Raw genomic sequence first — 26,363 nt, 5'->3', positions numbered from 1 at the left:
TCAGCATCGAACAAAGGAGCAGGCATGAGCATAGGTGGCACTTCCATCGAACAGGCATTGGCATCGCTGTCGGACATGACGGGCGGCATGGTCGCCATCGGCAAGGACGAACATGCGCAGCGCATCGCCAAGGCGCAAGCGTTCATGCGCCAACAGGGCATCGCCGCCATCTACCTGAACGCGGGCGCCAACCTCACCTATTTCACAGGCACCAAATGGTATGCCAGCGAACGCATGGTGGGCGCCATCCTGCCGGCCAGCGGCGAGATCGAATACATCGCTCCCGCCTTCGAGGAAAGCACCTTGCAAGGCTTCATGCTCATCGAGGGCCGTGTCAATTGCTGGGAAGAACATGAAAGCCCGTACCAGTTGTTTGTCGACGTGCTGGCGCGCATGGGCGTGGCGCAAGACGCGCACCAGCGGCCGCGCGTGGGCATCTGCGAAAGCGCCGCCTTCTTCATCTATGACGGCATCAAGCCGCTGGCCCCCGGCTACGCGCTGGAAAACGCGCGTGCCGTCACGGCGTACTGCCGCAGCCGCAAATCCAGCGCGGAAATCGCCCTGATGCAGCGCGTGATGGACATGACCCTGGCCGTGCACGTGGCCACGGCCAGCATGCTGTACGAAGGCATCACGACGGTGGAAGTGGAAGAATTCATCCAGCGCGCGCACCGCAAGGTGGGCGCACCGCGTTCCTACTTCTGCATCGTGCTGTTCGGCGAAGCGACGGCCTATCCGCATGGCGTGAACTACGTGCAAACCCTGAAGGCAGGCGACACGGTGCTGATCGACACGGGCTGCCAGGTGATGAATTACATCTCCGACATCACGCGCACCTATGTGTTTGGCGCCATCAGCGCGCGCCAGCGCAGCGTGTGGAACAGCGAAAAGGCGGCGCAGGCCGCGGCGTTTGCCGCCGCGCAACTGGGCGTGCCCTGCGGCGACGTGGACCGCGCCGCCCGCGTGTCCCTGGAAGCAGACGGCTTTGGTCCCGGCTACAAGCTGCCGGGCCTGCCGCATCGCACGGGCCACGGCATCGGCCTCGATATCCACGAATGGCCTTACCTGGTGGGCAATGACACCACGCCGCTCGACGTGGGCATGTGCTTTTCGAACGAGCCGATGATCTGCATCCCCGGCGAATTCGGCATCCGCCACGAAGACCATTTTTATATGACGGAAAACGGTCCGCGCTGGTTCACGCAACCGGCGCACAGCATCGACGATCCGTTCGGGCTGCAGCGCTAAGCCGCCTACCTCAACGCCAGCCGCCGTGCCGCCGGCACGGTGGTGATCGCCGGCGCGCCGCCCTGCGCCAGCTTGAACACGGCCAGCGCCGTGCCCAGTTGCACCGCCTGTTCCTGCAGCGATTCGGCCGCCGCTGACGCCTCTTCCACCAGCGCGGAGTTTTGCTGCGTCATTTGATCCATGCTGCCGATGGCCACGCCGATATCGCCGATGCCGGCGCTTTGCGCTTGGCTGGCGGCGCTGATTTCGGCCATGATGTCGGCCACTTTTTTTACGGAATCGACGATCTGGCCCATGGTCAGCCCAGCTTCGTCAACCAGCTTCGAGCCGACATTCACCTTCGCCACCGAATCGCCGATCAGCTGCTTGATTTCGCGCGCTGCGCCGGCGCTGCGCTGCGCCAGGTTGCGCACTTCGGACGCCACCACGGCAAAGCCGCGTCCCTGTTCGCCCGCGCGCGCCGCTTCGACGGCCGCATTCAGGGCCAGGATATTCGTCTGGAAGGCGATGCCGTCGATGACGCCGATAATGTCGACGATGCGTCTGGACGAGTCGTTGATCTCGCCCATGGTGGTCACCACCTGGCTGACCACTTGCCCTCCTTTTACGGCGACGGAAGAAGCCGACACCACCAGTTCATGCGCCTGGCCCGCGTTGGCCGCGTTGTCGCGCACGGTGCTTGTGAGGCTATCCATGGCGCGCGCCGTCTGGTCCAGGCTGCCCGCCTGCGACTCCGTGCGCGCGGCCAGGTCCGCATTGCCTTGCGCGATTTCCGCGCTGGCCACCTGGATAGTTTCGGCGGAAGCCTTGATGTCGGCCACCATGCCGCCCAATTTGCCGCGCATGTCCTTCAAGGCCGCCAGCAGGCTGTCCTGGTCGCCCGCCTCGGTGGCGATTTCCATCGACAGGTCGCCATCGGCCACGGCGCGCGCGATCTGACGCGCATATTCGGGCTCGCCACCCAGCTGCTGCCAGATGGCGCGCACGACAAAGTGCGACACGGCCGCCAGGCAAACAATGACGGCCAGCGCCACGGCGATGCTGGTATTGAGGGCATTGCGCACGTTGGATGCACTGCGCTCTATGCCCTGCTTGAACTGCAATTGCGCCTGCTCGTTGGTCTTTGCCAGGTCCGTATTGAGTACCGCCAGCGTGCCCTGCATGCGCGCCACTGTCGCTTGCGGGTCGCCCTCTTCCATTTCCAGCATGATGCGCGCCGCGCTCAGGGCCGGCGCATAGTAGGCATCGAATTCTTTGGCCAGGCGCTGGCCCTGCTCGCGCTGGCCGGGAATGGCCGCAAAGGCGGCCAGCTTGGCGCGCAGCTTGACGGCCTGGCCACCGACTTGCCCGATGCGCTCCTTGTCGCCTTCGCTGACGGCATCGCGCAGGGCGTCGCCGACTGCGGCCACGTCCAGCGTCAGCGACTTGGCCATATCGAGCACGGGATAGTCGGCGCTTTCGGTGGCGTGGATGGAATTGAGCGCGGCAGTGGACAAATAGGCACTGACGGCCAGTCCCAGGCCGAAGATCACGGCCGAGACGACAGGCAGCGCCCATATCTTGCGTTTGATGCTCATTGCTGTCTCCTGATGTTGATGAATTATCGGGCCGCCGCATGGCGCGCGGCCCGAACCGGCTTTATGGCGCCGTCAGCACAACTTTGACGGTGCCGTCGACGGCACTCTTTTCGATATAGCCGATGGCTTTCGGATCGGCCGCGACAGCCTTCTTCACGTCGGCGCTATTGGCCACTTCCTTCGGCAAGGTCGCCTTGCCCGTGAAGACCAGCTTGGACCACAGGGCCTTGGCTTGCGATGGTTCCTTGTCCGTCACCTTCTTGTAGAACTCGGCGCGCACGGCGGCGCTTTCCGGCTGGTCGATCGGCGTCATGGCCGTCGATTTACCGAGAAAAAATTGCGCCACCTGTTCATTCGTCATCGCGCCGGCGGCGCTTTTCGGATTGACCACCACGACCACTTCGGCCATGGCGGGAACAGCGGTCGACAGCGCCAGCAAGGCAGCCACATTCACGATCAATGGTTTCATGCGGCGCTCCTTAGAAAACGAAATCGATGGCGACGGCGGCCACCGTGACGGGACCATGGAAGCCAGGCTTGGCTTGCACGAACAGGCCCGGGCCATTCTTCGGCTTGATGCGGTCGATCTGCACTTTCAGCGCGGCCGAACGGTGGAAGTCCCAGCGCATGCCGATGCTGTCCGTCGTTTGCTCCAGCTGGTTGCGCGTGTTGGCCATGGCATTGACGCCCGCCGACAGAGCGCGCAGGGTCGGCGTGCAGGCGGCCGGATAGCCAGGCGGGCAGGCCGCCGGCACAGTATTGTTCACGCGGCCATCGGCCTTCAGGCTGGCGTGGCTGTAATACGGCAGGAAGGCGCCGATGCGGTAGCCGCCCATCACGTACCACGAGGTACTGTCGCTGACATAGCTATCCGTCTTGCGCTTCGCATATTCGGACTGTACCAGCACGTTGTTCCAGTCCAGGCCCAGGCCCACGGACGTGAATGACGCCTTCTTGTCCTTGACTTCCAGCGCATCGGCCAGGGCGCCCAGCTGGGCGAACTTGTAGCCAGCACCAGCCGCGCGCAAGCTGCCCATCAAGGTATTCAGGCTGGGCGAATCGTTGATCGTCAGCTTGGTCTCGGCACGGCCGAAGCGCAAGGTCACGGGGCCATGTTCGACCACCACGTTGAGGGCGACGATAGACTTGCCTTCCACCTGCACGGTCGAATCCGGCCCTGTCGCCAGGGTCGCCTTGGTGCGGCCCAGCGCCAGCTGCGTGGTGATGCTGGTGTCGCCCGCGCTGAACTGGTAGGTGCCGTCGATGCCATCGATGCTGTTGAGAGGCACCTGCGAATACATTTCGCCCGGTGGGCGCAGCAAGGTGTTGGCATAGCCCACGTTACGGTAATCGGAAATCATGAAGACGGGCAGGCCCATGCGGCCAACGCGCACACTGAAGCTGTCCGACACCTTGGCCTTGGCGAAAGCCCATGCCAGCTCGGCGCCAAAATCATCCTCGCCATCCTTGCGCGCCAGGCCCTGCACGGTGGCCGACAGCCAGGGATTGACGGTAACATTGGCTTGCAAGCCCAGGTTGGAATCAATGCCCGTGCGGGCAGTGCGGCCGGCGCCGGCGGCCTGGTTCGGGCGCGCGAACTGCGCGTTGTCGGTATCGGCCATGGTCAGCGCGGCCGTGCCGAAACCGCTGATCTTGACGGTAGGGCCATTGGCCTCTTCGGCGTAGGCATGGCTGATGGCCAGGGGCATGGCCAGCAGGAAAATCAGGACGTGTTTATTCATAGTAATTAAATACCCGTAGCGGTGAACGTTAATCGTGGAATGGGACTCGCGGTCGTTGGCTCACCGGCCGTAAAAGGCCGGGTCCGTTTTTTTCGCGCCGCCAGCGCGTCGTAGAGCGTGCTTGGCGGCGTGACCAGTGAGTAAAACCATGCTACAGAGAAAAGGTTTTACGGTGGAAAGTTTTCTTGAGGCAATGAGCAAATTCGCCGCTTTTTACGAAAAAAGTACGCGTTCTAGAAGGATTTATCTAAATAGCACGCCGTGCAAAACCACACTTAGCCTATATTTTTCATATACTTATGGATAATTCAAGACAAAAGGACATTGGATAAAGAAAGCGCCACCCGCGCGAAGATCGCGGGTGGCGCGGTTCAAACCAGTGCTGCCGGAGATGCTTACTCGCGCTTCGACACTAGCGTCAGAATGTCGTAACTGGCTACCAGTTCCTCGTTCTGGTTCGTCACCTGCACGTCCCACGCGACCACGCCCTGGCCTACGCCAAACACGTCCTTGCGGTTGCGGTCCACCTTGCGCTTGCAGGTCAGGCGCGCGCGGATGGTGTCGCCGATGGCGACGGGCGCGACGAAGCGCAGGTTGTCCAGGCCATAGTTGGCCAGCACGGGACCGACGCCAGGCGAGACGAACAGGCCCGCAGCGGCCGACAGCACGAAGTAGCCGTGGGCGATGCGCTTGCCGAATTGCGATTCCTTGGCCGCGATCTCGTCGAAGTGCATGTAGAAAAAGTCGCCCGAGATGCCGCCGAAGGCGACGATGTCCGCTTCGCTGACGGTGCGCCGGTGCGTGAGCAGCGAGTCGCCCGTCTTCAGGTCCTCGAAATGCTTGCGGAACGGGTGGATCGGGCTTTCATTAACGTCCGCGCCGCGCACGTATTCGCCGGTGATGGCCGCCAGCATGGTCGGCGAACCCTGCACCGCCGCCCGTTGCAAGTAGTGGCGCACGGCGCGCACGCCGCCCAGTTCCTCGCCGCCGCCCGCGCGGCCAGGGCCGCCGTGCTTCAGTTGCGGCAAGGGCGAGCCATGACCCGTCGAATCGACGGAGGCCACGCGCTCGAGCACGTGCACGCGGCCATGTGTGGCCGCCACGTGCGGCACCACGCGCGCGGCGATCTTCGGATCGCGCGTCACCAGCGTGCTCACCAGGCTGCCCTTGCCGCGCGCAGCCAGGGCCAGCGCTTCGTCGATATCCGTGTAGCCCATCATGGTACTGACAGGGCCAAACGCTTCCACGTCATGCACGGCGTCGTTGCCGAAGGCGTCGCGGCACAGCAGCAAGGTCGGCGAGAAGAAGCTGCCATCCAGCGCATCATCGCCGAGCGGATTGAAGCCGTCGGCCGCGCCAAATACCACTTCGTTACCCTGCGACAGCGTGGCGACCCGTTCGGCCACGTCGCTTTGCTGCTCCTTCGAGGCCAGCGCGCCCATGCGCACGCCTTCGATGGACGGGTCGCCCACCACCACCTTGGCCAGGCGTTCGCGCAGGCGCGTGCCGACAGCGTCCATCAGGTGCTCAGGCACGATGATGCGGCGAATCGCCGTGCACTTCTGGCCCGACTTGCCCGTCATCTCGCGCACGACTTCCTTGACGAACAGGTCGAATTCCACATCGTCGGGTGTGACGTCCGGCGCCAGGATGGCGCAATTGAGCGAATCGGCTTCGCCATTGAAGGGCACGGACTGGGCGATCAGGTTAGGATTGGTGCGCAGCTTGGCGGCAGTGGCGGCCGATCCCGTGAACGTGACGAAGTCCTGTCCATTCAAACGGTCCAGCAAGTCGCCCGTGGAGCCGATCACCAGTTGCAGGCTGCCAGCCGGCAGCAAGCCAGATTCATGCATCATGCGCACGACGGCTTGCGTCAGATAGCTCGTCGCCGTGGCCGGCTTGGCGATGCAGGGCATGGCCGCCAGGAAGCTGGGCGCGAATTTTTCCAGCAAGCCCCAGATGGGGAAATTGAAGGCGTTGATGTGCACGGCCAGGCCGCCGCGCGGCACCAGGATGTGCGTGCCGGCGAAGCCACCTTTTTTGCCGAGCGCGATGGCCGGGCCTTCATGCAGCACGTTCGACGACGGCAGCTCGTTGCTGCCCATGCTGGCGTAGGCAAACAGGGTGCCCGTGCCGCCTTCGATATCGACCCAGCTATCGGCGCGCGTGGCGCCCGACAGGTGCGAGATCGCATACAACTCTTCCTTGCGCTCGACCAGGTACAAGGCCAGCGCCTTCAGGCGCGCGGCGCGCTGCTGGAAGTCCAACGCCATCAAGCCCGGCACGCCCGTCTTGCGCGCATACGTGACGGCTTCGTCGAAATCGATCTTTTCCGCATGCGTGTGATAGATGACGCGGTTGTTCAAGGCGCTGTGCAAGGGCACGGCAGCGCTTTCGCCCAGCCAGCGGCCGGCAATCAAGCTTTGCAGGGTGGATATTTGAGCCATGTGTACTACTCCTATATTGGTTTACTGCGTGCTTACTGCGCTGCGGCGTTTTTATGCAAGTGCAGCGGCAAGGCCGATTCGAAATTCAGGCGCTGGCGGTTCGCCTCGACTTCCGTCAGGGCTTCCACTTCGCGCATCGTCTGCATCGAGCGCACGGCCAGTTCGTGGTACTGGCCGGTGCCCGCGCTTTTCCACTTGATTTCATCGTCGGTCAGCGCGCGCATTACCTTGGCCGGCGTACCGACCACCATGCTGCGCGGCGCGACGATCATGCCTGCCTTGACGAAACTCATGGCCGCGACGATGGATTCCTCGCCGATGATGGCGTTATCCATCACCACGGCGTTCATGCCGACGAGCGCATTGCGGCCGATGCGGCAGCCATGCAGCACGGCGCCGTGACCGATATGACCGTCGGTCTCGACCACCGTGTCGCAGCCGGGAAAACCGTGCATGACGCAGGTATCCTGCAGGTTCGCGCCCTCTTCCAGGATCAGGCGGCCGAAGTCGCCACGGATCGAGGCCAGCGGACCGATATAGCATCGCGGGCCGACGATAACGTCGCCGATCAGCACCGCGCTCGGATGCACATAGGCGCTGGGGTGGACGACGGGGGTGACACCGTTGATTTCATAGACTTTCACCATACAGACTCCTTACATGCCCAGATAGGCGCTTTGTACCTGCTCGTTATGCAGCAATTCAGGACCGGGACCGGACAGCGTGATGGCCCCCGTCTCGATCACATAGCCTACGTCGGCGATCGACAAGGCGGCGTGCGCGTTTTGCTCGACGAGGAAGATGGTGATTCCCTGGTCGCGCAGTTCGGCCACGATGCGGAAGATTTCCGCGATCAAGAGCGGCGCCAGGCCCATGCTCGGTTCGTCGAGCAGCAGCAGTTGCGGACGGCCCATCAGCGCGCGCGCCATGGCCAGCATCTGCTGCTGCCCGCCCGATAAGGTCCCGGCCAGCAGCAGCCGCTTTTCCTTCAAAATCGGGAACAGGCCGTACATGCGCTCCATGTCGCCCGCCACGTCCTGTGCCGGGCGCGTAAAGGCGCCCAGGCGCAGATTGTCTTCAACCGTCATGGGGCCGAACACTTGCCGCCCTTCCGGCACCTGGCAGATACCGGCACGCACGCGCCTGTCGGCGCTCATGCGGCTGACATCCTGACCGGCAAAGGCGATGCTGCCGGCGCTGATCGGCTGCACGCCGGAAATCGCCCGCAACAGGGTGGTCTTGCCGGCGCCATTCGCGCCCACCAGGGCCACCAGTTGCCCCTGTCGCACCTGCAAGTCGATGCCATGCAGGGCCTGGATGCGGCCGTAATGGCTAGTCAAGCCGGCGATATCGAGCACCAGCGGAGCTTGAATTTCATTTTGCATCATGCCGCCACTCCCAGATATGCCGCCACCACGTCGGGGTTCGCGCGCACTTCGGCGGCAGTCCCTTCGGCCAGCTTCTTGCCATAGTCGAGCACCAGGATATGGTCCGACAAATTCATCACCAGTTTCATGTCATGCTCGACCAGCACCACCGTCACACCCGATTGCGCCACCTTGCGTATCAAGGCTTCGATCTCGCCCGTCTCGGTATGGTTCAGGCCAGCGGCCGGTTCATCGAGCAGCAGCACCTTCGGCTTGGCCGCCAGCGCGCGGGCAATTTCCAGGCGCTTTAACGCGCCATACGACATCTGCCCCGCCTCGTCATCGATATGCCGGCCCACGCCGACAAACTCCATCAGGCTGGCCGCTTCATCGCGGCAGGCCGCATCGGCACGACGCACGGACGGCAAACGCAGCATGGAGGCGAACAGGTTCTGGTTCAGGCGCAAGTGCGCGCCCACCATCACATTGGCTATGGCCGTCATGTTCATGCACACTTGCAGATTCTGGAAGGTGCGGCTCATGCCGCGCCGCGCCAGCGCATCGGGCGACATGGCGGCCACGTTCTCGCCATTCAGCAAAATCTCGCCCTTGCTCGGCGTATACACACCCGTGATCAGGTTGAACAGCGTCGTCTTGCCGGCGCCATTCGGCCCGATCACGGAATGGATATTGCCTTCCTTGACGGTAAAGCTCACATCCTGCACCGCATGCACGCCGCCAAAGCTCTTGCTCAGATTATTAATCGTCAGCATCTCACACCTCCTGCGCGGATTTGACGGGCGCATTGGGCGTGGCGGCCCGCTTGCGCGAACGGCTGGCCAGGCTAGGTACCAGGCCCTTGGGCATGAAGATCATGGTCGCCATCAGGATCACGCCGAAGACCACCGTTTCCCAACCTTCAAAGCTGGACAGCAGTTGCGGCAGGATCGTCAGCAGGGCCGCGCCGATGATGGAACCGAAGATCGACGCCATGCCACCCACCACCACCATCGTCACCAACTCGATCGAGTGGAAAAAGCCAGCCAGATTGGGGGTGATGAAACCGATGTAGTGGGCGCTGATGCTGCCCGCTATGCTGGCAATGACGGCCGACAGCACGAACACGCGCACCTTGAAGCGGGTCGTGTCGACGCCGACCACCCGGGCCGCCACTTCCGAGCCGTGGATCGCCTGCAGCGCGCGCCCGACGGGCGAATCGATCAGGTTCAGGGCTAGCCACGTGACCATCAACAGCAGCACGGCGCACACCAGGTACCACGATTTTTCACCGGCGATTTCCAGGCCGGCGACACTGAAGGCGGACACGCCGATGCCGTCCGGGCCACCCGTCCATTGCGTCTCGTTGTTAATGACGATGGAAATGATGATGCCCAGGCCCAGGGTCGCCATGGCCAGGGTATGGCCCTTGAGCTTCAGTACAGGGCGGGCTAACAATAGCGCCAGCAGGCCTGTAGCGACGGCGCCGGCGGCCAGCGCCGCCAGCGGCGGCCAGGCATAGTGCGTGGTCAGCACGGCCGACGCATACGCGCCGAGGCCATAGAAACCCGCGTGGCCCAGGCTGATCTGGCCCGTATAGCCCATCAGCAGGTTCAGGCCGATGACGACGATGGCGTTGAGCGCAATCCGGATCGCCACGTCATAATAAAACGCGTTGGTGAGAAACAGCGGCAGGATGGCCAGCACGAGTGCCAGCAACAGCAGCCCGCCATGGCGCGAACTGGTAAAGAATGTTGGCAACTGCGTCTTCATACACGCTCCGAATTTTTAGCGCCAAACAAGCCTTGCGGCAGGAAGAACAGGATCAATAAAATCAGCACGAAGGGCACGGCGTCCTTGTAGGCCGACGAAATGTAACCGGCCGTCATGGCTTCGGCGATGCCCAGGATCAGGCCACCAGCGATTGCGCCCACGCCGCCACCCAGGCCACCCAATACGGCAGCGACAAAACCTTTCAGGCCCAGCATGATGCCCGCGTCATACGAGGTATAGGTGATCGGTGCGACGAGAATACCGCCCGCCGCGCCCAGCAGGGCTGACAGGCCGAACGAGAACAGCAGTACCTTGCGCGTGTTGATGCCCACCAGTTGCGCGGCCAGCTTGTTGTGCGACGTGGCCAGCATGGCCTTGCCCATCAGGGTGCGACCGAAGAACCAGCCCAGGACCAGCACGATGACGACAGTCACGCCCAGCACCCACAGGCTTTGCGGCAGCAGGCTGGCGCCCAAAAATTCAATCGGTGCATCGCCCGAAAAGGCTGGCAGCGAGTGCGTATCCTTGCCCAACCAGATTTGCACCAGGCCACGCAACACCAGTGAGGCACCGATGGTGATGATCAACAGGGTAATGACCTGCGCATTTTGCGCCGGTTCGATCACGGTTTTTTCCATCAACAGGCCAACCAGGCCCGTGGCGATGACCGCCAGGATGATGGCCAGCGGCAGCGGCACGCCGGCGGCGGACATCACGGCGGCCAGCATCCCGCCCAGCATGATGAACTCGCCCTGGGCGAAGTTGATCACGCCGCTGGTGTTGTAGATGATGGTAAAGCCCAGCGCCGCCAGCGCGTAGGCGGAACCGACCGTCATCCCGGAATACAGAAATTGTAGAAATTGAGCGACTTCCATGGTGTCTCCATTATGTTCGGCTATGCGCGGACCACCTTCGAGGGCGGCCCGCGCAACTACTTCTGGCTTACCTTCTCGAACTTATTTAGACAATTGCCATTCGCCGTTCTTCACTTCCACCATGCGGAAAGCCGACAGGTCCAGGCCCATGTGGTCCTTGACCGACATGTTGAAGACACCGGTGGTGCCCACAAAACCCTTGGTCTGTTCCAGTGCCGCGCGCACTTTTTCGCGGTCCGTTCCACCGGCGCGCTTGATGGCGTCCACCGACAGGTTCAGGGCGTCGAGCGCATAGCCGCCAAAGGTCGACGGGTCGATCTTGTAGCGCTCTTTATACGTCTTGTCGTAGCCGACCACGATGGCCTTTTGCGCGTCGCTGTCCGGCAGCATGGCGCAGATCAGCAGGGCCGGCGTTGGCAGGCGCACGCCTTCGGCGGCCTTGCCCGACAGCTTCAGATATTCGTCCGCCGCCACGCCGTGTGACTGGTACAGCGGCAGTGCGGCCATGCCCAGCTGGCCGTAGTTCTTGGTCACGACCGCCGGCCCCTGGCCCAGGCCGAAGACGAAGACGGCTTGCACGCCAGCCGTGTTCTTGATGCGTGTGAGCTGCGCCGTGATGTCCGTGTCTTTCGGACCATAAGTTTCATCGGCCACCAGCGCGATGCCATATTTCGAGGCGACGATCTGCGATTCCTTGCGGCCCGAAGCGCCGAAGCCGCTCGTTTCCGACAGCAGGCCCACCTTGCTGATGCCGCGCTTCTTCATGTCCTCGAACACTTTCTCGGCCGCCATGCGGTCCGTATGCGGCGTCTTGAAGACCCACTTCTTGACAGGATCGATGATGACAACGGCGCCTGCCAGCGAGATGAACGGCATGCTGGCGCGCTCCACCAGCGGCGCCATCGCCATCGTCGCACCGGTGGTGGTACCGCCGATCAACACATCGACCTTGTCCGATTCGATCAGGCGCTTGGTAAAACCGTTGGCCTTGGCCGCATCGCTGCCATCGTCGTAGTGCACCAGTTCCAGCTTGCGCCCCAACACGCCGCCGGCCGCGTTGATTTTCTCGATATACAGCTGCAGGGTTTTCAGTTCAGGGTCGCCCAGGAAGGCGGCCGGTCCCGTGACGGACAGCACGGAACCGATCTTGATGTTATCGGCAGCATACGCGCCCGCGGCGGACATGGCCAGCACGCCGGCGATCAGGGTTTTCTTGAAGATATTGGCAATCATTGTGGTCTCCACCAGGTTGGCACTACGGTCAATGGTCGGCGCTTTTTTACAAGCCTGCGCCTTTTTTTTACTTTGTTATACGCGTTCAATCACTACAGCAATACCCTGCCCTACGCCGATGCACATGGTGCACAGCGCATAGCGCCCGCCCGTGCGTTCCAGCTGGTTCAGGGCAGCCATCACCAGGCGCGCACCGGATGCGCCCAGAGGATGGCCGATGGCAATCGCGCCGCCATTCGGATTCACGTGGGCCGCATCGTCCGCCAGGCCCAGGTCGCGCGTGACAGCCAGCGCCTGCGCGGCAAACGCTTCATTGAGTTCGATCACATCCATCTGCTCGATGGTGAGGCCAGTCTGCGCCAGTACCTTGCGCGACGCCGGCGAGGGACCGAAACCCATGATGCGCGGCGCAAGGCCGGCCGTGGCCATGCCCAGCACTTTTGCGCGCGGCGTCAATTTGTATTTATCCACGGCGGCGGCGGACGCCAGCAAGATTGCGCAGGCGCCGTCGTTCAGGCCCGAAGCATTGCCGGCCGTGACGCTGCCGTCCACTTTCACGACGCCCTTGAGCTTCGCCAGCATCTCGATCGAGGTATCCGGACGTGGGTGTTCGTCCATCGTCACCATCTTCGGTTCGCCTTTTTTCTGCGGCACGGCGACGGGCACGATTTCGCGCTCGAAGACGCCAGCCGCATGGGCGGCGGCCCAGCGCTGCTGGCTGCGCAAGGCCAGACCATCCTGGTCGGCGCGGCTGATGCCAAATTCCACGGCCACGTTTTCAGCCGTTTCCGGCATGGTGTCGATGCCGTACTGCGCCTTCATCTTGCCGTTGACGAAGCGCCAGCCCAGGGTCGTGTCTTCGATTTTCGCTGCGCGCGAGAAGGCGCTGTCAGCCTTGCCCATCACGAAAGGCGCGCGCGTCATGCTTTCCACGCCGCCGGCGATGATCAGATCCGCTTCGCCCGCCTTGATGGAGCGGGCAGCCATGCCGACGGCATCCAGGCTGGAGCCGCACAGGCGGTTGATGGTATTGGCGGGTACGGCGGCAGGCAAACCAGCCAGCAGCGCGACCATGCGGCCTACGTTGCGGTTGTCTTCGCCCGCCTGGTTGGCGCAACCGTAGAACACGTCGTCGATGGCGGACCAGTCGACGGACGGGTTGCGGGCGATCAGCGCGGCAATCGGCAGCGCGCCCAGGTCGTCCGCGCGCACGCTGGCGAGGGAACCGCCGTAGCGGCCAAACGGGGTGCGTACGGCGTCACAGATAAAAGCGTCGTTCATGTTTGGTTCCTTGTTCGGGCTATCAGGAGAAAATCTTCGGGCGCTGGTCGACCACGCGGCGGGCCTTGCCCGTCAGAGTACGTTCGATGCCGGCAGCGGCCACCAGGCGCACGCGCGTGCTCACGCCCACATGCGTCTTGATACGGTGTTCCAGCTCGCGCGCCAGGGCGTCCGTTTCACTGGCCGAGATGGTGGACGTCAGGTCGAGGCGCAGCTCGGCGATCACTTCGAGCTTGTCGAGGTGGCCGTCGCGCGTGACCACCAGCTGGTATTGCGGTGCCAGCTTCGGCATTTTCAAAATCAGCTCTTCGATCTGGGTGGGGAAGACGTTCACGCCACGGATGATCAGCATGTCGTCCGAACGGCCCGTGATCTTGCCGATGCGGCGCATCGAGCGCGAGGTCGGCGGCAGCAAGCGGGTCAAATCGCGCGTGCGGTAGCGGATGACGGGGAGCGCTTCCTTCGACAGCGAGGTAAACACCAGTTCGCCCTCTGCGCCGTCCGGCAGTACTTCGCCCGTTTCCGGATCGATGATTTCAGGATAAAAATGGTCTTCCCAGATGACGGGACCGTCCTTGCTTTCGATGCATTCGGAAGCCACGCCAGGGCCCATCACTTCGGACAGGCCATAGATATCGACGGCGTCGATGCCGGCGCGCGCCTCGATTTCCGAACGCATGGCATCCGTCCACGGCTCGGCGCCGAAGATGCCCACCTTCAGCGACGATTCAGCCGGGTCGAGGCCCTGGCGCGTGAATTCCTCGATGATGTTGAGCATGTACGATGGCGTGACCATGATGATAGACGGCTTGAAATCCTGGATCAATTGCACCTGCTTTTCCGTCTGCCCGCCCGACATCGGAATGACGGTGCAGCCCAGGCGCTCGGCACCATAGTGCGCGCCCAGGCCACCCGTGAACAGGCCGTAGCCGTAGGAGATATGCACCATGTCGCCCGCGCGGCCGCCGCCTGCGCGGATCGAGCGCGCCACCACGTTAGCCCAAGTATCGATGTCGTTCTGCGTGTAGCCAACCACCGTGGCCTTGCCCGTGGTGCCGCTCGACGCGTGGATGCGCACCACTTGCTCGCGCGGCACGGCGAACAAGCCAAATGGGTAATTGTCGCGCAAGACTTTTTTATCGGTGAACGGGAATTTCGACAAGTCGGACAGCGATTTCAGATCGTCCGGATGCACGCCCGCTTCGTCAAAGGCGGCGCGGTAATGGGGCACGTTGTCATACGCGTGCTTGAGCGTCCATTTCATGCGTTCGAGCTGCAGCGCCTGCAGTTCATCCTTGCTGGCGCGTTCGATCGGCTCAAGGTCATTCGGGGAAGGCGTACGTTGGACCATCATTGTCTCCTAATTGGTTCTTTAACTATTTAAAGCTGCAGCGGCAGTTCAAGTCTGCTCTTGTACCTTCAATCACTAATGACTTCACCCGCCACGCGGATCGACTTGCCACGGAAGAGCGCGATGGCGCGGCCATCCTGGTTGCTGACCTTGACGTCGTAGACGCCGCTCTTGCCGGCCAGTGCCTGTTCGACGGCGTGCGCCGTGAGCATGTCGCCTTCGCGGCCCGGCGCCAGGTAATCGATGGTGCAACCGGCGCCCACGGTATTGAGGTTGTAGCTGTTGCAGGCAAACGCAAAAGCGCTGTCGGCCAGGGCGAAGATGAAGCCGCCGTGGCAGGTCTGGTGGCCATTGAGCATGTCGGCGCGCACCGTCATCGTCATACGTGCATGGCCGGGGCCGACTTCCGCCAGGGCGATGCCCATGGCAGCGGTGGCGTTATCGCGCGACAGCATGGACGCGGCGGAAGCTTCGGCCAAGGCCTGGGCGGCGTGGATAGGCTCTTCCTTATGCATGAAACTGTGCTCCAGTGGCGAGTTTGCGGCGCAGCAGCGGCGAGACACGGTAGCGATCTTCGCCGTAGCCTTGCGCCAGGTGCTGCAGCACGGTCACGATGTGTTGGATGCCCACCGCATCGGCCCAGGCCAGCGGTCCGCATGGATAGTTGACGCCCTTCTGCATGGCGATATCGACGGCGGCCACCGTGCACACGCCCTGGTTGACGGCGTCGGCCGCCTCGTTGGCCAGCATGGCGACCGTGCGCATGACGGCCAGCCCAGGCACGTCGTCCAGGCGCGTGACGATAAAACCGGCTGCCTGGAACAGACCCACGACGGCGACGTAAGCGGCGTCGCTGCACTGATCGGCACGGGCCACGGCGATGCGTTTGGCACTGGCGTAATCGAGCGCGAGGTCGAACAGCACCGTGTCCGGATGCTGGTTGTCGTGCGCGCGCTGGGTAGCGCTACGGCCATCGGTCAGATAAATCGCGGCGCCATGGCAATGCAGGGCGGGTGCCTCGTCGTGCGCCTGGCCTTCCTGCGTCACGCGGCGGCTGACGGTGATGCCCGCCTGCTCCAGCCGCTGCACCAGGCTGCGAATGACGCCGCTGTGGCCACGGCCATCGCCACCGATGGCAGCCGACAGGGCGACGAATTCCGGCTTCGCCTGTGCGCTTTCCGCCTGCGCCACGGGGGCAGGTGCGCCTTCGCCATACAGGTAAAAGCCGCGGCCCGATTTGCGGCCGAGGAAACCGGCGTTGACCATTTCCTGTTGCAGCACGGACGGCGTGAAACGGGGGTCGTTGAAATAGGCGCCGAACACGGATTGCGTGACGGAGAAATTGACGTCGTGGCCGATCAAGTCCATCAATTCGAATGGCCCCATGCGGAAACCGCCCGCTTCGCGCAGCACGGCGTCGATGGTGGCGGGGTCGCCCGCCTGTTCGTTCAGCAAGCGCCAGCCTTCCGCGTAAAACGGACGCGCGACACGGTTGACGATGAAGCCGGGCGTCGATTTTGCATGCACGGGGTTCTTGCCCCAGGCGATGGCGGTGTCATACACGGTGGCGGCGACTTGCTCGCTGGTGGCCAGGCCTTCGACCACTTCGACCAGCGCCATCAAGGGAACAGGGTTAAAGAAGTGCATGCCGACCAGGCGTTCCGGACGGCGCAACTTGGCGGCGATGGCCGTGACGGAAATCGACGAAGTGTTCGTCGCCAGAATGCAGTCTTCGCTGACCACGGCCTCCAGTTCGGCGAACAGGCCGCGTTTGACGTCGAGGTTTTCCACGATAGCTTCCACCACCAGTACGGCATCTGCCACGTCGGCCAGGCTGTCTGCCGCCTGCAGGCGCGCCGTGGCGGCCGTGGCTTCGTCAAACGTCATGCGGCCCTTTTCGGCCAGCTTCGCATACATCTTGCCGATGTCGAGCAAGGCCTTGCTGACGGCTTGCGCACGCGTGTCGTACAGTTTTACCCTGTAACCGGCAGCTGCGGCCACCTGTGCGATGCCGGCGCCCATGGCGCCGCTGCCGATGACGGCGATGATGCTGTTGTTGTCCAAAGCTGCCATATCAGTGTCCCTTGAATTGCGCTGCGCGCTTTTCCATGAAGGCAGCCACGCCTTCGCGGTAATCGTCGCTGTTACCGAGATCGCTCATCATGCGCGCTTCCAGCGCCAGCTGCTGCGGCAGGGTATTGGCGCCACTGGCGGCCAGCGCCTGCTTGGTATAAGCCAGGCCCTTGGTCGGCGCGCTGGCAAAGTGCACGGCGAGCTTGCGCGTTTCTTCCGTAAGCTGCGCATCGTCCACGCATTTCCAGATCAGGCCCCAGTCTTCCGCTTTTTCGGCCGTCAGCTTTTCACCGAGCATGGCCAGGCCCATGGCGCGCGCCGAGCCGATCAAGCGCGGCAGGAAGAAGGTGCCGCCCGTGTCCGGGATCAGGCCCAGTTTGCAGAACACTTCGACGAAACTGGCCGACTTACCGGCGATGACGATGTCGCAGGCCAGCGCCAGGTTGGCGCCCGCGCCTGCCGCCACGCCATTGACGGCGCAAATGACGGGCATAGGCAAGGCCTTCAAGGCCAGCACCAGCGGCGCGTAGTTTTTTTCCACCGACTCGCCCAGGTCCACGCCTTTCGAGCCGGGTTCCACGGCGCGGTCGGACAAATCCTGGCCCGCGCAAAAACCGCGCCCCGCGCCTGTCAGCACGAACACGCGCACGGAGCTGTCGGCGTTCACTTTCGCTATCGCATCGCGCACTTCCTCGTGCATGGCTTGGGTAAAGCTATTGAGCTTGTCGGGACGGTTCAGGGTCAGCGTGGCGATGCCCTGCTCGATGGTAAAGAGGATGTTTTGGTAGCTCATGGCGTCTCGCTTTTTTAATGGGTACGGCAGGGCACCAGCCCTGCGCCGGCTTTATTCTGCCTGGTCGAAATCGACCACGACCTTGTCGGTCAGCGGAAAACTCTGGCAGCTGAGGACAAAGCCGCGTGCTACTTCATAGTCTTCCAGCGCGTAGTTGACGTCCATCTCGACCTTGCCGTCGAGGATCTTGCAGCGGCAGGTCGAGCATACGCCGCCCTTGCACGAGTAGCGCATGTCGATACCCTGACGCAGGCCCGCGTCGAGGATGGATTCCTTGTCCTTGTCCATCGTGAAGGTGGTGTGGTTGCCATCCATGATGACGGTTACTTCCGTTTCCTGCACGGCGCCCGCGTCGAACTGGGCGCGCGGCTTGTGGGCGTTTTTCGGGATGCTGGCGGCGAACAGTTCGATCTTGATATTTTGCTTCGGCATGCCGGCCGCCTGCAGGGCGGCGGAGACGCCCAGCATCATGTCTTCCGGACCGCAGATGAAGGCGTTGTCGTAGTCTTCGACACGGATCCAGTGCTGCAAGAATTGCTCGCATTTTTCCTGCGTGATGCGGCCGTTGAACAATTCGATATCCTGCTGCTCGCGGCTCATCACGTAGACCAGGTTCAAACGCTCCAGGTACACATCCTTCAAGTCTGTCAATTCTTCCTTGAAGATGACGGACGACGAGGCGCGGTTACCGTAGAACAGCGTGAAACGGCTCAATGGCTCCGTCAGCAGAGTCGTCTTGATGATGGAGAGGATGGGCGTGATGCCGCTGCCGGCCGCAAACGCCAGGTAGTGCTTGCGGTTGACGCAGTCGAGCGGCACGTTGAAGTGGCCCATGGGCGGCATCACCTCGATGGTGGCGCCGGCTTTCAGGGTGTCGTTCGCCCAGGTTGAAAAGGCGCCGCCCGGCGTGCGCTTGATGGCCACGCGCAGCGTGCCGTCCTGCACCGCCGAACAGATGGAATACGAGCGGCGCACGTCTTCCGCATTGATATTGGCGCGCAGGGTCAGGTGCTGGCCCTGCTGGAAGCGGAACTGCTGCTGCAACTCAAATGGCACGTCGAACGTGACGGCGATGGTGTCGCGCGTTTCGTTGCGCACGTTCGATACGCACAGCGGATAAAATTTACTCATGCTTCATCTCCAGTTTCTTCGGAACGTGTGCCTGATTTTTTTAGTGGCACTTGAAGTAGTCAAACGGTTCGCGGCAATCCAGGCATTTGTACAGGGCCTTGCACGGCGTGGAGCCGAACTGGCTGGTCAGCTGCGTATGCGTGGAACCGCAGTTCGGGCAGATCACCTCCAGCTTCGGCATAGGCTGGCGCTTGACACCACCCGCTATTCCTCTACGCAGGCCGCTGATGTCGATCACCTGCTGCTGTGGCGGGGCGATGCCATAGCCTTTCAGCTTGGCCTTGCCCGCCTCGCTCATCCAGTCCGTGGTCCAGGCGGGCGCCAGCTGGTTCACCAATGTCACCTTGGCCACGCCATGGCTGCGCAAGGCCTCCGTGACGGCATCGGCGATCACCTGCATGGCCGGGCAGCCCGAATAGGTGGGCGTGATCGTCACGATGCATTCATCGCCACTGACCACATCAACGGCGCGCACGATACCCAGGTCCACCACCGAAATGACGGGAATTTCCGGGTCCGGCACGTCGCCCAGCCAGGCCCAGACCTGGGCGGCGTCCAGCGCTGCCGTGGCCGTGTTCATTACCACTCCGCCCCGGGATAGGCGCGCTGCAGGAACTGCATCTCGGCCAGGATGAAGCCCAGGTGTTCCGTGTGCGTGCCCTGCTTGCCACCCTTTTGCATCCAGGCGTCGGGCGCCGGCATGCTCAAGGTGGCTTCGGCGAAGATCTCGGCCACGTGTTCGAGGAAGGCCTGGCGCAACACGTCCGATGGCGGCGCGATGCCGGCGACGACCATGACCTGGTCGACGGCGTCGTACTTGAACATCTCGCCCGTGTACATCCACAGCTTGTCGGCTGCGGCCTGTGTTTTCGCGTGGCTGTCCGCCGTGCCATCGCCAAGGCGCACGATCAGGTCACCGCTGCGGCGCAGGTGATAGGTGACTTCCTTGATCGACTTCTGCGCCACTTCGACGATGCGTGGATCACTGCATTTCGCCAGTTCCAGCAGCTGGAAGTAGTGCCAGGTGTCGAAGAAGAACTGGCGCATCATGGTGTCGGCGTAATTGCCGTTCGGCTGCTCCAGCAGCAGACAATTCTTGAAGTCGTGGGCGTCGCGTAAAAAGGCGATGTCGTCCTCGTCGCGGCCCGCGTTTTCCAGTTCGGCCGCATAGCTGAACCACAAACGCGTCTGGCCCAGCAAGTCGAGCGCCACGTTGGTCAGCGCCATGTCCTCTTCCAGCGCGGGACCCTTGCCGCACAGCTGCGACAGCTGCTGGCTGAGAATCAGGGCGTTGTCGCCCAGGCGCAGGAGGTAATTTACCTTGTCATCCATTGCGATCGCTCCCATCACAGGTTCTTGACTTCTTCCGGCATCGGGAAGAAGGTGGGATGGCGGTACACCTTGCTGTTCGACGGCTCGAACAGGGCGCCCTTGTCGCCCGGGCTGCTGGCGACGATATCGGCCGCGCGCACCACCCAGATGCTCACGCCTTCATTGCGGCGCGTGTAGACGTCGCGCGCATGGTTGACCGCCATGGTGGCGTCGGAGGCGTGCAGGCTGCCCACATGCTTGTGCGCCAGGCCGTGCTGGCTGCGGATGAAAACTTCCCACAATGGCCATTCTTTGCTCATATTGCTCTCCCCTATCTGTCTTATGTATTTACGCTGCCGCTTTGACTGCGGCTTGTTTATCGGCATACGCGAGCAAAGCATCGCGGAACCATACACCGTCTTCATACGCCTTGACCCGCGTTTGCAGGCGCTCGCGGTTACATGGGCCATTGCCCTTCAATACATTGTTGAACTCGGCCCAGTCGATCTCGCCGAATTCATAGTGACCCGTCTCGGCATTGAATGTCAGGTCGGGATCGGGCACGGTCAAGCCCAGGTATTCGATTTGCGGCACGGTCTGGTCCACCATGCGCTGGCGCAATTCATCATTCGAAAACAGCTTGATGCGCCATTGCGCCGATTGGGCGCTGTTGACGGAAGCAGCGTCGGACGGGCCGAACATCATCAGGGATGGCCACCACCAGCGGTTCAGCGCATCCTGCGCCATGGCTTTCTGTTCTGGTGTGCCCTTGCACAGTGACATCATGATGTCGTAACCCTGGCGCGCATGGAACGATTCTTCCTTGCAAACACGGATCATGGCGCGCGCATACGGGCCATACGAGCAACGGCACAGCGGAATCTGGTTGATGATGGCGGAGCCGTCGACCAGCCAGCCGATGGCGCCCATGTCGGCCCACGACAGGGTGGGATAGTTAAAGATGCTGGAATACTTGGCTTTGCCCGAGTGCAAGGCAGCGAGCAAGTCGTCGCGCGACACGCCCAGGGTTTCGGCGGCGCTGTACAAGTACAGGCCGTGACCGGCTTCATCCTGGATCTTCGCCAGCAGGATGGACTTGCGTTTCAAGGTCGGCGCGCGCGTGACCCAGTTACCTTCGGGCAATTGACCGACGATTTCCGAATGCGCATGCTGCGAAATCTGGCGGATCAGGGTCTTGCGGTAAGCGTCCGGCATCCAATCCTTGGCCTCGATCTTGATGCCTTCGTCGATGCGCGCCTGAAAAGCGCGCTCTTCTTGACCCATGTCATCGATGGAACGGACGTTCTTGAGGCCGGTTTCAACCATTTGTGCGTACATGATCTGTCTCCCATGTCTTTGATTTTGCGCAGCAACGCGATGCGATGAATAGATAATACGATACAAAAATCGATTTGCATACACTTGATGTGAGTCATTTTAAAAATTCGTATCTTGTGCCGCTTTTTTGTGCGTATGATATTGCTGATGAGAAAACATTGCGAAGTGCCACCAGCGCTTCCGGCAAATTATTGACGCGCTACCCGCGCAGCCAAGTAAACTGCTGCTTTTATTGAATCGACCGCAACACGGCCAGACCGGAACCACATGAAGAACACCCGCTGCACGGCATGGATAGCCGATTTCCTGGAAAGCGACCCACCGCGCTCAAAGTCTCTGGTGATGACCATCTTTGGCGACGCCATCGTGCCGCGCGGCGGCGCCATCTGGCTGGGCAGTCTGATCGAACTGCTGGCGCCGTTTGGCGTCAACGATCGCCTGCTGCGCACCAGCGTGTTCCGCCTGGCGCAGGAGGGCTGGCTCAGCTCGCAACGTGACGGCCGCCGCAGCGCCTATACGATACGCCCGGAGGCGCTGGCCCGCTTCGAACGCGCCTATCGCCGCATTTATGCGCCGCTGGTCGTGCACTGGGATGGCAGCTGGACCCTGGTGATCGGGCCGGCCGGCAGCATCGGTGCCGCCGAACGGAGCGCGCTGCGCAAGGAATTATTGTGGGCGGGCTATGGTTTGATCTCTCCCGGCATCTTTGGCCATCCAGCCAGCAACTCGGAGGCGCTGGAAGATATCCTCGTGCGCAACGAAGTACAGGGCAAGCTGTATGTCTGCCACACCACGGAGCTGCCGCATGTCAGCACACGGCCCCTGCGCGACATGGTGGGCGAATGCTGGGACTTGTCGGAAGTGATGGCCGGCTACGAAAAATTCATCGCCCGCTTCCAACCGCTGCTGACCCTGCTGCAAGAGGAACCCGTGTTCGATGCCGAGCAAGCCTTCGTGATCCGCTCGCTGCTGACGCACGCCTATCGCCGCGTGCAGTTGCACGATCCGCAACTGCCCGTCGAGCTGCTGCCCGAACCGTGGCCAGGCACGCAAGCGTACGTGCTGGCGCGCGACCTGTACCGCATCACCCACGCGGCGGCCGAGGAACATATCCTGGCCACCCTGCGGCGCGAAGATAAGCAGGCCGCATCTGTCGAGCCGTGGTTTTTTGAACGTTTCGGTGGACTTAATACCTGAACCCAACGGCGTAGTACCGGGGTCGGTTCCTTCGGAATCGGAATACGGTCCATTGGCCCTATTCCCCCGGAGGGTGCGACCCCGGCCTCTACGTTTGGGGTGAAAATATTAAACCCACCTCAACCTACTGCTTCGCCACTACCTGCTTCGCACCCGCCAGCAAATCCTGCCCCAGCTTTTCCAGCGCATTGGCTTGCACCAGCATGGTATCGAGGATGGCGACATTGAAGGTAAATTCGGCCGGCGTGGTGTAGCCGGGGAAACGCAGGATGCGCAGCAATTCCTGCAAGGTCGTGCCCTTGCCCAGGTGCGCCAGAGCGTCGCTGAGGGCGCTGACTTTCTTTTCCAGTTCGCGTATGTGCTTGCCGTTGTCATCCATGATGATCTCCCCGTGTTAGAGCTTCCACGTTAGCAAAGCACGTCCCTTATCGTTTGCGCCAGCACAAAGGCCACCGCAAAACAGGTATCATCGCGCCATTGCACACGATGCAAAACCCATACGTTTTTATCAGGAACACTCATGACCATTAAAATCAGCCAGCAATTCGACGCCGGCGCGATCGAGGTGCTGCGCGCCGACGATGCCCAATCCATCGAGCTGAACATCCGCAAGGATTCCCACGCCGACATCACGCAGTGGTTTTACTTCCGCTTGCAAGGCGCGCAAGGCGAGGCGTGCACGATCCGCTTCATGAATGCAGGCAAGTCGGCCTACCCGGACGGCTGGAAAGACTACCAGGCCGTGGCCAGCTACGACCGCGAAACCTGGTTCCGCGTGCCCACCAGCTTTGACGGCACGGTGATGACCATAGCACACACGCCGGAAGAAGAAAGCGTGTACTACGCCTACTTCGAACCGTATCCATGGGACCGCCACCTGGCCCTGATCGACAGCGCGCAAGCGTCGCCGCTGGTGCGCTTGATCGACCTGGGCAGCACCGTGGAAGGCCGCGACATGAATCTGCTGGTGGTCGGCGACGCCGATGCCGAGAAGAAAGTCTGGGTCATCGCGCGCCAGCATCCCGGCGAAACGATGGCGGAATGGTTTGTCGAAGGCATGCTCGAAGCCTTGCTGGACCAGGCCAATCCGTTTGCCCGCCAGTGCCTGCAAGATGCCGTCTTCTACGTGGTGCCGAACATGAACCCGGACGGTTCCGTGCATGGCAACCTGCGCACCAACGCGGCCGGCGCCAACCTGAACCGTGAATGGATGACGCCGACGATGGAACGCAGCCCGGAAGTGTTCCTGGTGAAACAGAAAATGCATGAAATCGGCTGCGACTTGTTCCTCGACGTGCATGGCGACGAAGGCTTGCCATACGTGTTCGTCGCCGGCAGCGATGCGCTGGAAAATTTCACGCCGGCACAGAAGGCAGAGCAAGACCGCTTCATCGCCGACTTCAAGGTGGCCAGCCCCGACTTCCAGGATGAGCATGGCTATGAAGACGGCCCGTTCACGCCGGAAGTGCTGACCATGGGTTCGCCCCATATCACGCACGCCTTCGGCTGCCTGTCGTTGACCCTGGAATTGCCGTTCAAGGACAATGCAAACGATCCCGACCCGCAAACGGGCTGGAGCGGCGCCCGCAGCGCCGCGCTGGGTGCGGCCGTGCTGCAGCCTATCCTGTCCACCTTGCGCGCCTGATAGACGAATGACAGCGGCCCGTCGACCAGGACGGGCCAGACCGGCTGGCATCTTCCACGATGCCAGCCGGTCCGCCTCGGGCAAGCAATCGTGCGCCAACTGCCATGACCCGGCCCCCGCTTGGGCGCCACCGCTACGATTCCACATCTGACCGCTACCTGGCCAACAAGGTTCACCTCGCGCTGACGGAATGACGGAATGACGGAGCCTGGCCCTGCTCAACAATGAATGCAAGGGCAATTGCGCCGCTTGCCATCCCGGCCTGCGGGGCGAACATGGCGCGCCACCGCTGTTGACGGACTTCAGTTTCGACAACCTGGGTGTGCCGCGCAATACGCGCATTCCCGCCACCGCCGCCCCCGAGTATTGCAACCTGGGCTTGTGCGACCCCGACCGCACGGACCTGGCGATGATAGGTGAATCATGCGGCGCCTTCAAGGTGCCCAGCCTGCGCAATGTGCGCAGAAATTCAATGACATACCCGCCAGGTAGCGCGCCAACGTCAACGTCAAGGAAGCGCCATTCGGCCGCAAGCGCGGCATGGCGCCGGCGCTGACGGCGGGCGAGATCAAGGATATGCTGAAGTTTTTGGCCACCCTGACGGATGACTCTCAAGTCCAGCAGTGAAAGCATAGAGCGCCCATCGCTGGAGCGCCCCATGGCCACTAACCCCGCGCCACCTTGCGCAAGGCAACGATCAGGCGGTCCAGATGCGACTCGGGCGTAAAGATGCCCGGCGTGACGCGCACGCACGCGCCGCTGGCAAGACCGTCGCGCGGCACGGCAAAGATGCCGTGTTCCTGCACCAGCTTTTTCGACAGGGCATAACTGTCGGCCACGCTGGTCTTGCCTTTCAGCCGGAACGAGGCGATGGCGCTCGTCAGGCGCGGGTCGCTGGACGCCAGCACCTCGATACCATCGATGCCGCGCGCCGCCTCCACCCAGCGGTTGCGCAGCAGCCGCAGCCGCGCCTGCTTATTGGCGACGCCGATCTGCGCATGCAAGTCCAGCGCCGCCGGCAAGCTCAGATAGGCGGCAAAATTGACCGTGCCCGTGTGCACGCGGGTACGGATATCGTCACCCGCCTTTTCTCCAAGCCAGGGGTCGATATCGGCCACCCTGCCCCGCTTGATGTAGGCAGCGCCCACGCCGACGGGCGCGCCTATCCATTTGTGCAGGTTGATGCCGGCGAAGTCCGCCTGCAAGTCGGGTATCGTCATGTCCAGCTGGCCAAAGCCATGCGCCGTATCGACGATCACGTCGATGCCCCGTGTGCGCGCCAGGCGGCTGATCTCGGCCACGGGCAAGACCATGCCGTTGCGGTGGTTGACATGTGTGAGCAGCATCAGTTTCAGCTTCGGATGGCGTTCCATGGCAGCAACATAGGCAGCAATGACGTTGTCATGCGTAAACGGTTCCGGCATGGCGATATTGACCACCTGGACGCCGCGCCGCTGCTCCAGCCAGCGCGTGACGGTGATCATATTGTCGTAATCGATATCCGCGTAAAGTACCGTATCGCCCGGCTGCAAGCGCTTGTAGCCGGCGATCAAGACTTGCAGCGCTTCCGTGGCGCCCCGCGTCAGCACGATTTCATCGATACCCACGCCCAGTGCCCTGGCCGCCGCCGCGCGGGCCGCCTCGAAGTCGGCCGGAAAGCGCATGCGCGCATACCAGGCGTTGTCGCGGTTGACCATCGCCAGTTGCTGCTGGTAATGCATCAGCACGGGCCTGGCCATCGAGCCCCAGAAGGCGTTGTCGAGTTGCACGACGGCATCGGTGGTGTCGTATTGCGCGGCCACCGCCTGCCAGTACGCCTGGTTGCTGGCCAGGGCTTGCGGCGTGGTGCCGGCCGGCACTGCCGGTAAAAGCACCGGCAAGGTGGACGCCGCCGCAGCCGATGCTGCGCCCGCCGTCAAGGGCAGCGCCGCCGCCAGCGAACCCGCACGCAACAAGGCGCGGCGTTGTGGATTCATCGTCATCT

26 protein-coding genes are annotated in these 26,363 nt (G+C 62.4%); 4 read left to right on the top strand and 22 right to left on the bottom strand.

The genetic code is table 11. From position 1 onward, the window contains the following. Nucleotides 1-24 precede the first annotated feature (24 nt). Nucleotides 25-1,248 (top strand): M24 family metallopeptidase, encoded by a 1,224-nt coding sequence (locus ACP7DE_RS10015; RefSeq protein ID WP_426071958.1) that lies wholly within the window; start codon nt 25-27, stop codon nt 1,246-1,248. Between the two features lie 5 nt (nt 1,249-1,253). On the opposite strand, the gene ACP7DE_RS10010 is transcribed toward ACP7DE_RS10015, so the two are convergent. The 20 genes from ACP7DE_RS10010 to paaA form a co-directional block, all read right to left on the bottom strand. Further along, entirely contained in the window at nt 1,254-2,825 is a 1,572-nt protein-coding gene (locus ACP7DE_RS10010; protein WP_426071957.1) for a methyl-accepting chemotaxis protein, read from the bottom strand. Between the two features lie 61 nt (nt 2,826-2,886). Further along, nucleotides 2,887-3,294, bottom strand: coding sequence for a hypothetical protein (locus tag ACP7DE_RS10005; protein WP_426071956.1), 408 nt, complete (start codon nt 3,292-3,294; stop codon nt 2,887-2,889). A 10-nt stretch (nt 3,295-3,304) separates the two neighbouring features. Further along, nucleotides 3,305-4,567 (bottom strand): hypothetical protein, encoded by a 1,263-nt coding sequence (locus ACP7DE_RS10000; protein ID WP_426071955.1) that lies wholly within the window; start codon nt 4,565-4,567, stop codon nt 3,305-3,307. A gap of 395 nt (nt 4,568-4,962) precedes the next feature. After that, nucleotides 4,963-7,014 (bottom strand): phenylacetic acid degradation bifunctional protein PaaZ, encoded by a 2,052-nt coding sequence (gene paaZ, locus ACP7DE_RS09995; RefSeq protein ID WP_426071954.1) that lies wholly within the window; start codon nt 7,012-7,014, stop codon nt 4,963-4,965. Between the two features lie 32 nt (nt 7,015-7,046). Next, nucleotides 7,047-7,661: a phenylacetic acid degradation protein PaaY gene (gene paaY, locus ACP7DE_RS09990; protein ID WP_426071953.1), complete on the bottom strand. Its 615-nt coding sequence runs from the start codon at nt 7,659-7,661 to the stop codon at nt 7,047-7,049. Between the two features lie 9 nt (nt 7,662-7,670). Continuing rightward, nucleotides 7,671-8,399, bottom strand: coding sequence for an ABC transporter ATP-binding protein (locus tag ACP7DE_RS09985; RefSeq protein ID WP_426072175.1), 729 nt, complete (start codon nt 8,397-8,399; stop codon nt 7,671-7,673). Beyond that, the gene (locus tag ACP7DE_RS09980; RefSeq protein WP_426071952.1) at nt 8,399-9,154 is read right to left on the bottom strand and encodes an ABC transporter ATP-binding protein; all 756 of its coding nucleotides are present in this window, start codon (nt 9,152-9,154) and stop codon (nt 8,399-8,401) included. Before ACP7DE_RS09980 ends, ACP7DE_RS09985 begins: the two co-directional genes overlap by 1 nt. Nucleotide 9,155: 1 nt before the next feature. Further along, entirely contained in the window at nt 9,156-10,151 is a 996-nt protein-coding gene (locus tag ACP7DE_RS09975; RefSeq protein ID WP_426071951.1) for a branched-chain amino acid ABC transporter permease, read from the bottom strand. After that, nucleotides 10,148-11,026 carry a branched-chain amino acid ABC transporter permease gene (locus tag ACP7DE_RS09970; protein WP_426071950.1) on the bottom strand — a complete coding sequence of 293 codons (879 nt, stop codon included), beginning with the start codon at nt 11,024-11,026 and terminating at the stop codon, nt 10,148-10,150. Before ACP7DE_RS09970 ends, ACP7DE_RS09975 begins: the two co-directional genes overlap by 4 nt. Before the next feature lie 81 nt (nt 11,027-11,107). After that, nucleotides 11,108-12,259, bottom strand: coding sequence for an ABC transporter substrate-binding protein (locus ACP7DE_RS09965; protein WP_426071949.1), 1,152 nt, complete (start codon nt 12,257-12,259; stop codon nt 11,108-11,110). Nucleotides 12,260-12,334: 75 nt separating this feature from the next. Continuing rightward, entirely contained in the window at nt 12,335-13,540 is a 1,206-nt protein-coding gene (gene pcaF / locus ACP7DE_RS09960) for a 3-oxoadipyl-CoA thiolase (RefSeq protein ID WP_426071948.1), read from the bottom strand. A gap of 22 nt (nt 13,541-13,562) precedes the next feature. Next, a complete protein-coding gene (paaK, locus tag ACP7DE_RS09955) occupies nt 13,563-14,891 on the bottom strand; it encodes a phenylacetate--CoA ligase PaaK (protein WP_426072174.1) in 1,329 nt (442 codons plus the stop codon). Nucleotides 14,892-14,959: 68 nt separating this feature from the next. Beyond that, entirely contained in the window at nt 14,960-15,406 is a 447-nt protein-coding gene (gene paaI, locus ACP7DE_RS09950; RefSeq protein WP_426071947.1) for a hydroxyphenylacetyl-CoA thioesterase PaaI, read from the bottom strand. Beyond that, complete coding sequence (gene paaH, locus ACP7DE_RS09945; RefSeq protein WP_426071946.1) at nt 15,399-16,964, bottom strand: 3-hydroxyacyl-CoA dehydrogenase PaaH; 1,566 nt, start codon at nt 16,962-16,964, stop codon at nt 15,399-15,401. The genes paaI and paaH overlap by 8 nt, the downstream gene beginning before the upstream one ends. Before the next feature lies 1 nt (nt 16,965). Next, nucleotides 16,966-17,757, bottom strand: coding sequence for a 2-(1,2-epoxy-1,2-dihydrophenyl)acetyl-CoA isomerase PaaG (gene paaG / locus ACP7DE_RS09940; RefSeq protein ID WP_426071945.1), 792 nt, complete (start codon nt 17,755-17,757; stop codon nt 16,966-16,968). 51 nt (nt 17,758-17,808) lie between these two features. Then, on the bottom strand, nt 17,809-18,888 hold the full coding sequence (gene paaE, locus ACP7DE_RS09935; protein WP_426071944.1) for a 1,2-phenylacetyl-CoA epoxidase subunit PaaE: 1,080 nt from the start codon (nt 18,886-18,888) through the stop codon (nt 17,809-17,811). Nucleotides 18,889-18,928: 40 nt separating this feature from the next. Beyond that, entirely contained in the window at nt 18,929-19,468 is a 540-nt protein-coding gene (paaD, locus tag ACP7DE_RS09930) for a 1,2-phenylacetyl-CoA epoxidase subunit PaaD (protein WP_426071943.1), read from the bottom strand. Continuing rightward, nucleotides 19,468-20,220 carry a 1,2-phenylacetyl-CoA epoxidase subunit PaaC gene (gene paaC, locus ACP7DE_RS09925; RefSeq protein WP_426072173.1) on the bottom strand — a complete coding sequence of 251 codons (753 nt, stop codon included), beginning with the start codon at nt 20,218-20,220 and terminating at the stop codon, nt 19,468-19,470. Before paaC ends, paaD begins: the two co-directional genes overlap by 1 nt. A gap of 14 nt (nt 20,221-20,234) precedes the next feature. Then, nucleotides 20,235-20,519 (bottom strand): 1,2-phenylacetyl-CoA epoxidase subunit PaaB, encoded by a 285-nt coding sequence (paaB, locus tag ACP7DE_RS09920; protein ID WP_034746356.1) that lies wholly within the window; start codon nt 20,517-20,519, stop codon nt 20,235-20,237. Nucleotides 20,520-20,547: 28 nt separating this feature from the next. Continuing rightward, entirely contained in the window at nt 20,548-21,537 is a 990-nt protein-coding gene (gene paaA / locus ACP7DE_RS09915) for a 1,2-phenylacetyl-CoA epoxidase subunit PaaA (RefSeq protein ID WP_426071942.1), read from the bottom strand. A 267-nt stretch (nt 21,538-21,804) separates the two neighbouring features. Here paaA and paaX point away from each other — a divergent pair, with 267 nt between their 5' ends. Further along, nucleotides 21,805-22,734 carry a phenylacetic acid degradation operon negative regulatory protein PaaX gene (gene paaX / locus ACP7DE_RS09910; protein ID WP_426071941.1) on the top strand — a complete coding sequence of 310 codons (930 nt, stop codon included), beginning with the start codon at nt 21,805-21,807 and terminating at the stop codon, nt 22,732-22,734. Between the two features lie 124 nt (nt 22,735-22,858). Here paaX and ACP7DE_RS09905 read toward each other — a convergent pair whose 3' ends face one another. Beyond that, nucleotides 22,859-23,113, bottom strand: coding sequence for a hypothetical protein (locus ACP7DE_RS09905; RefSeq protein WP_426071940.1), 255 nt, complete (start codon nt 23,111-23,113; stop codon nt 22,859-22,861). 141 nt (nt 23,114-23,254) lie between these two features. Here ACP7DE_RS09905 and ACP7DE_RS09900 point away from each other — a divergent pair, with 141 nt between their 5' ends. Both ACP7DE_RS09900 and ACP7DE_RS09895 read left to right on the top strand, forming a co-directional pair. After that, on the top strand, nt 23,255-24,379 hold the full coding sequence (locus tag ACP7DE_RS09900; RefSeq protein WP_071321925.1) for a M14 family metallopeptidase: 1,125 nt from the start codon (nt 23,255-23,257) through the stop codon (nt 24,377-24,379). A gap of 292 nt (nt 24,380-24,671) precedes the next feature. Then, nucleotides 24,672-24,935 (top strand): hypothetical protein, encoded by a 264-nt coding sequence (locus tag ACP7DE_RS09895; RefSeq protein WP_426071939.1) that lies wholly within the window; start codon nt 24,672-24,674, stop codon nt 24,933-24,935. Between the two features lie 109 nt (nt 24,936-25,044). Here the strand turns inward: ACP7DE_RS09895 and ACP7DE_RS09890 are convergent, their stop codons facing one another. After that, a complete protein-coding gene (locus ACP7DE_RS09890; RefSeq protein ID WP_426071938.1) occupies nt 25,045-26,355 on the bottom strand; it encodes an aminotransferase class V-fold PLP-dependent enzyme in 1,311 nt (436 codons plus the stop codon). Nucleotides 26,356-26,363: the final 8 nt, after the last annotated feature.

It is taken from the genome of Janthinobacterium sp. DSP2-3-3 (genome assembly GCF_049897325.1).
In the GTDB taxonomy this organism is placed as follows: domain Bacteria; phylum Pseudomonadota; class Gammaproteobacteria; order Burkholderiales; family Burkholderiaceae_D; genus Janthinobacterium.
This window is presented reverse-complemented; position numbering and strand designations above follow the sequence as displayed.

Coding starts and splice junctions, on each gene's coding strand:
- ACP7DE_RS10015 (WP_426071958.1), top strand. CDS start 25: ATGAGCATAGGTGGCACTTCCATCGAACAGGCATTGGCATCGCTGTCG.
- ACP7DE_RS10010 (WP_426071957.1), bottom strand. CDS start 2,825: ATGAGCATCAAACGCAAGATATGGGCGCTGCCTGTCGTCTCGGCCGTG.
- ACP7DE_RS10005 (WP_426071956.1), bottom strand. CDS start 3,294: ATGAAACCATTGATCGTGAATGTGGCTGCCTTGCTGGCGCTGTCGACC.
- ACP7DE_RS10000 (WP_426071955.1), bottom strand. CDS start 4,567: ATGAATAAACACGTCCTGATTTTCCTGCTGGCCATGCCCCTGGCCATC.
- paaZ (WP_426071954.1), bottom strand. CDS start 7,014: ATGGCTCAAATATCCACCCTGCAAAGCTTGATTGCCGGCCGCTGGCTG.
- paaY (WP_426071953.1), bottom strand. CDS start 7,661: ATGGTGAAAGTCTATGAAATCAACGGTGTCACCCCCGTCGTCCACCCC.
- ACP7DE_RS09985 (WP_426072175.1), bottom strand. CDS start 8,399: ATGCAAAATGAAATTCAAGCTCCGCTGGTGCTCGATATCGCCGGCTTG.
- ACP7DE_RS09980 (WP_426071952.1), bottom strand. CDS start 9,154: ATGCTGACGATTAATAATCTGAGCAAGAGCTTTGGCGGCGTGCATGCG.
- ACP7DE_RS09975 (WP_426071951.1), bottom strand. CDS start 10,151: ATGAAGACGCAGTTGCCAACATTCTTTACCAGTTCGCGCCATGGCGGG.
- ACP7DE_RS09970 (WP_426071950.1), bottom strand. CDS start 11,026: ATGGAAGTCGCTCAATTTCTACAATTTCTGTATTCCGGGATGACGGTC.
- ACP7DE_RS09965 (WP_426071949.1), bottom strand. CDS start 12,259: ATGATTGCCAATATCTTCAAGAAAACCCTGATCGCCGGCGTGCTGGCC.
- pcaF (WP_426071948.1), bottom strand. CDS start 13,540: ATGAACGACGCTTTTATCTGTGACGCCGTACGCACCCCGTTTGGCCGC.
- paaK (WP_426072174.1), bottom strand. CDS start 14,891: ATGGTCCAACGTACGCCTTCCCCGAATGACCTTGAGCCGATCGAACGC.
- paaI (WP_426071947.1), bottom strand. CDS start 15,406: ATGCATAAGGAAGAGCCTATCCACGCCGCCCAGGCCTTGGCCGAAGCT.
- paaH (WP_426071946.1), bottom strand. CDS start 16,964: ATGGCAGCTTTGGACAACAACAGCATCATCGCCGTCATCGGCAGCGGC.
- paaG (WP_426071945.1), bottom strand. CDS start 17,757: ATGAGCTACCAAAACATCCTCTTTACCATCGAGCAGGGCATCGCCACG.
- paaE (WP_426071944.1), bottom strand. CDS start 18,888: ATGAGTAAATTTTATCCGCTGTGCGTATCGAACGTGCGCAACGAAACG.
- paaD (WP_426071943.1), bottom strand. CDS start 19,468: ATGAACACGGCCACGGCAGCGCTGGACGCCGCCCAGGTCTGGGCCTGG.
- paaC (WP_426072173.1), bottom strand. CDS start 20,220: ATGGATGACAAGGTAAATTACCTCCTGCGCCTGGGCGACAACGCCCTG.
- paaB (WP_034746356.1), bottom strand. CDS start 20,519: ATGAGCAAAGAATGGCCATTGTGGGAAGTTTTCATCCGCAGCCAGCAC.
- paaA (WP_426071942.1), bottom strand. CDS start 21,537: ATGTACGCACAAATGGTTGAAACCGGCCTCAAGAACGTCCGTTCCATC.
- paaX (WP_426071941.1), top strand. CDS start 21,805: ATGAAGAACACCCGCTGCACGGCATGGATAGCCGATTTCCTGGAAAGC.
- ACP7DE_RS09905 (WP_426071940.1), bottom strand. CDS start 23,113: ATGGATGACAACGGCAAGCACATACGCGAACTGGAAAAGAAAGTCAGC.
- ACP7DE_RS09900 (WP_071321925.1), top strand. CDS start 23,255: ATGACCATTAAAATCAGCCAGCAATTCGACGCCGGCGCGATCGAGGTG.
- ACP7DE_RS09890 (WP_426071938.1), bottom strand. CDS start 26,355: ATGAATCCACAACGCCGCGCCTTGTTGCGTGCGGGTTCGCTGGCGGCG.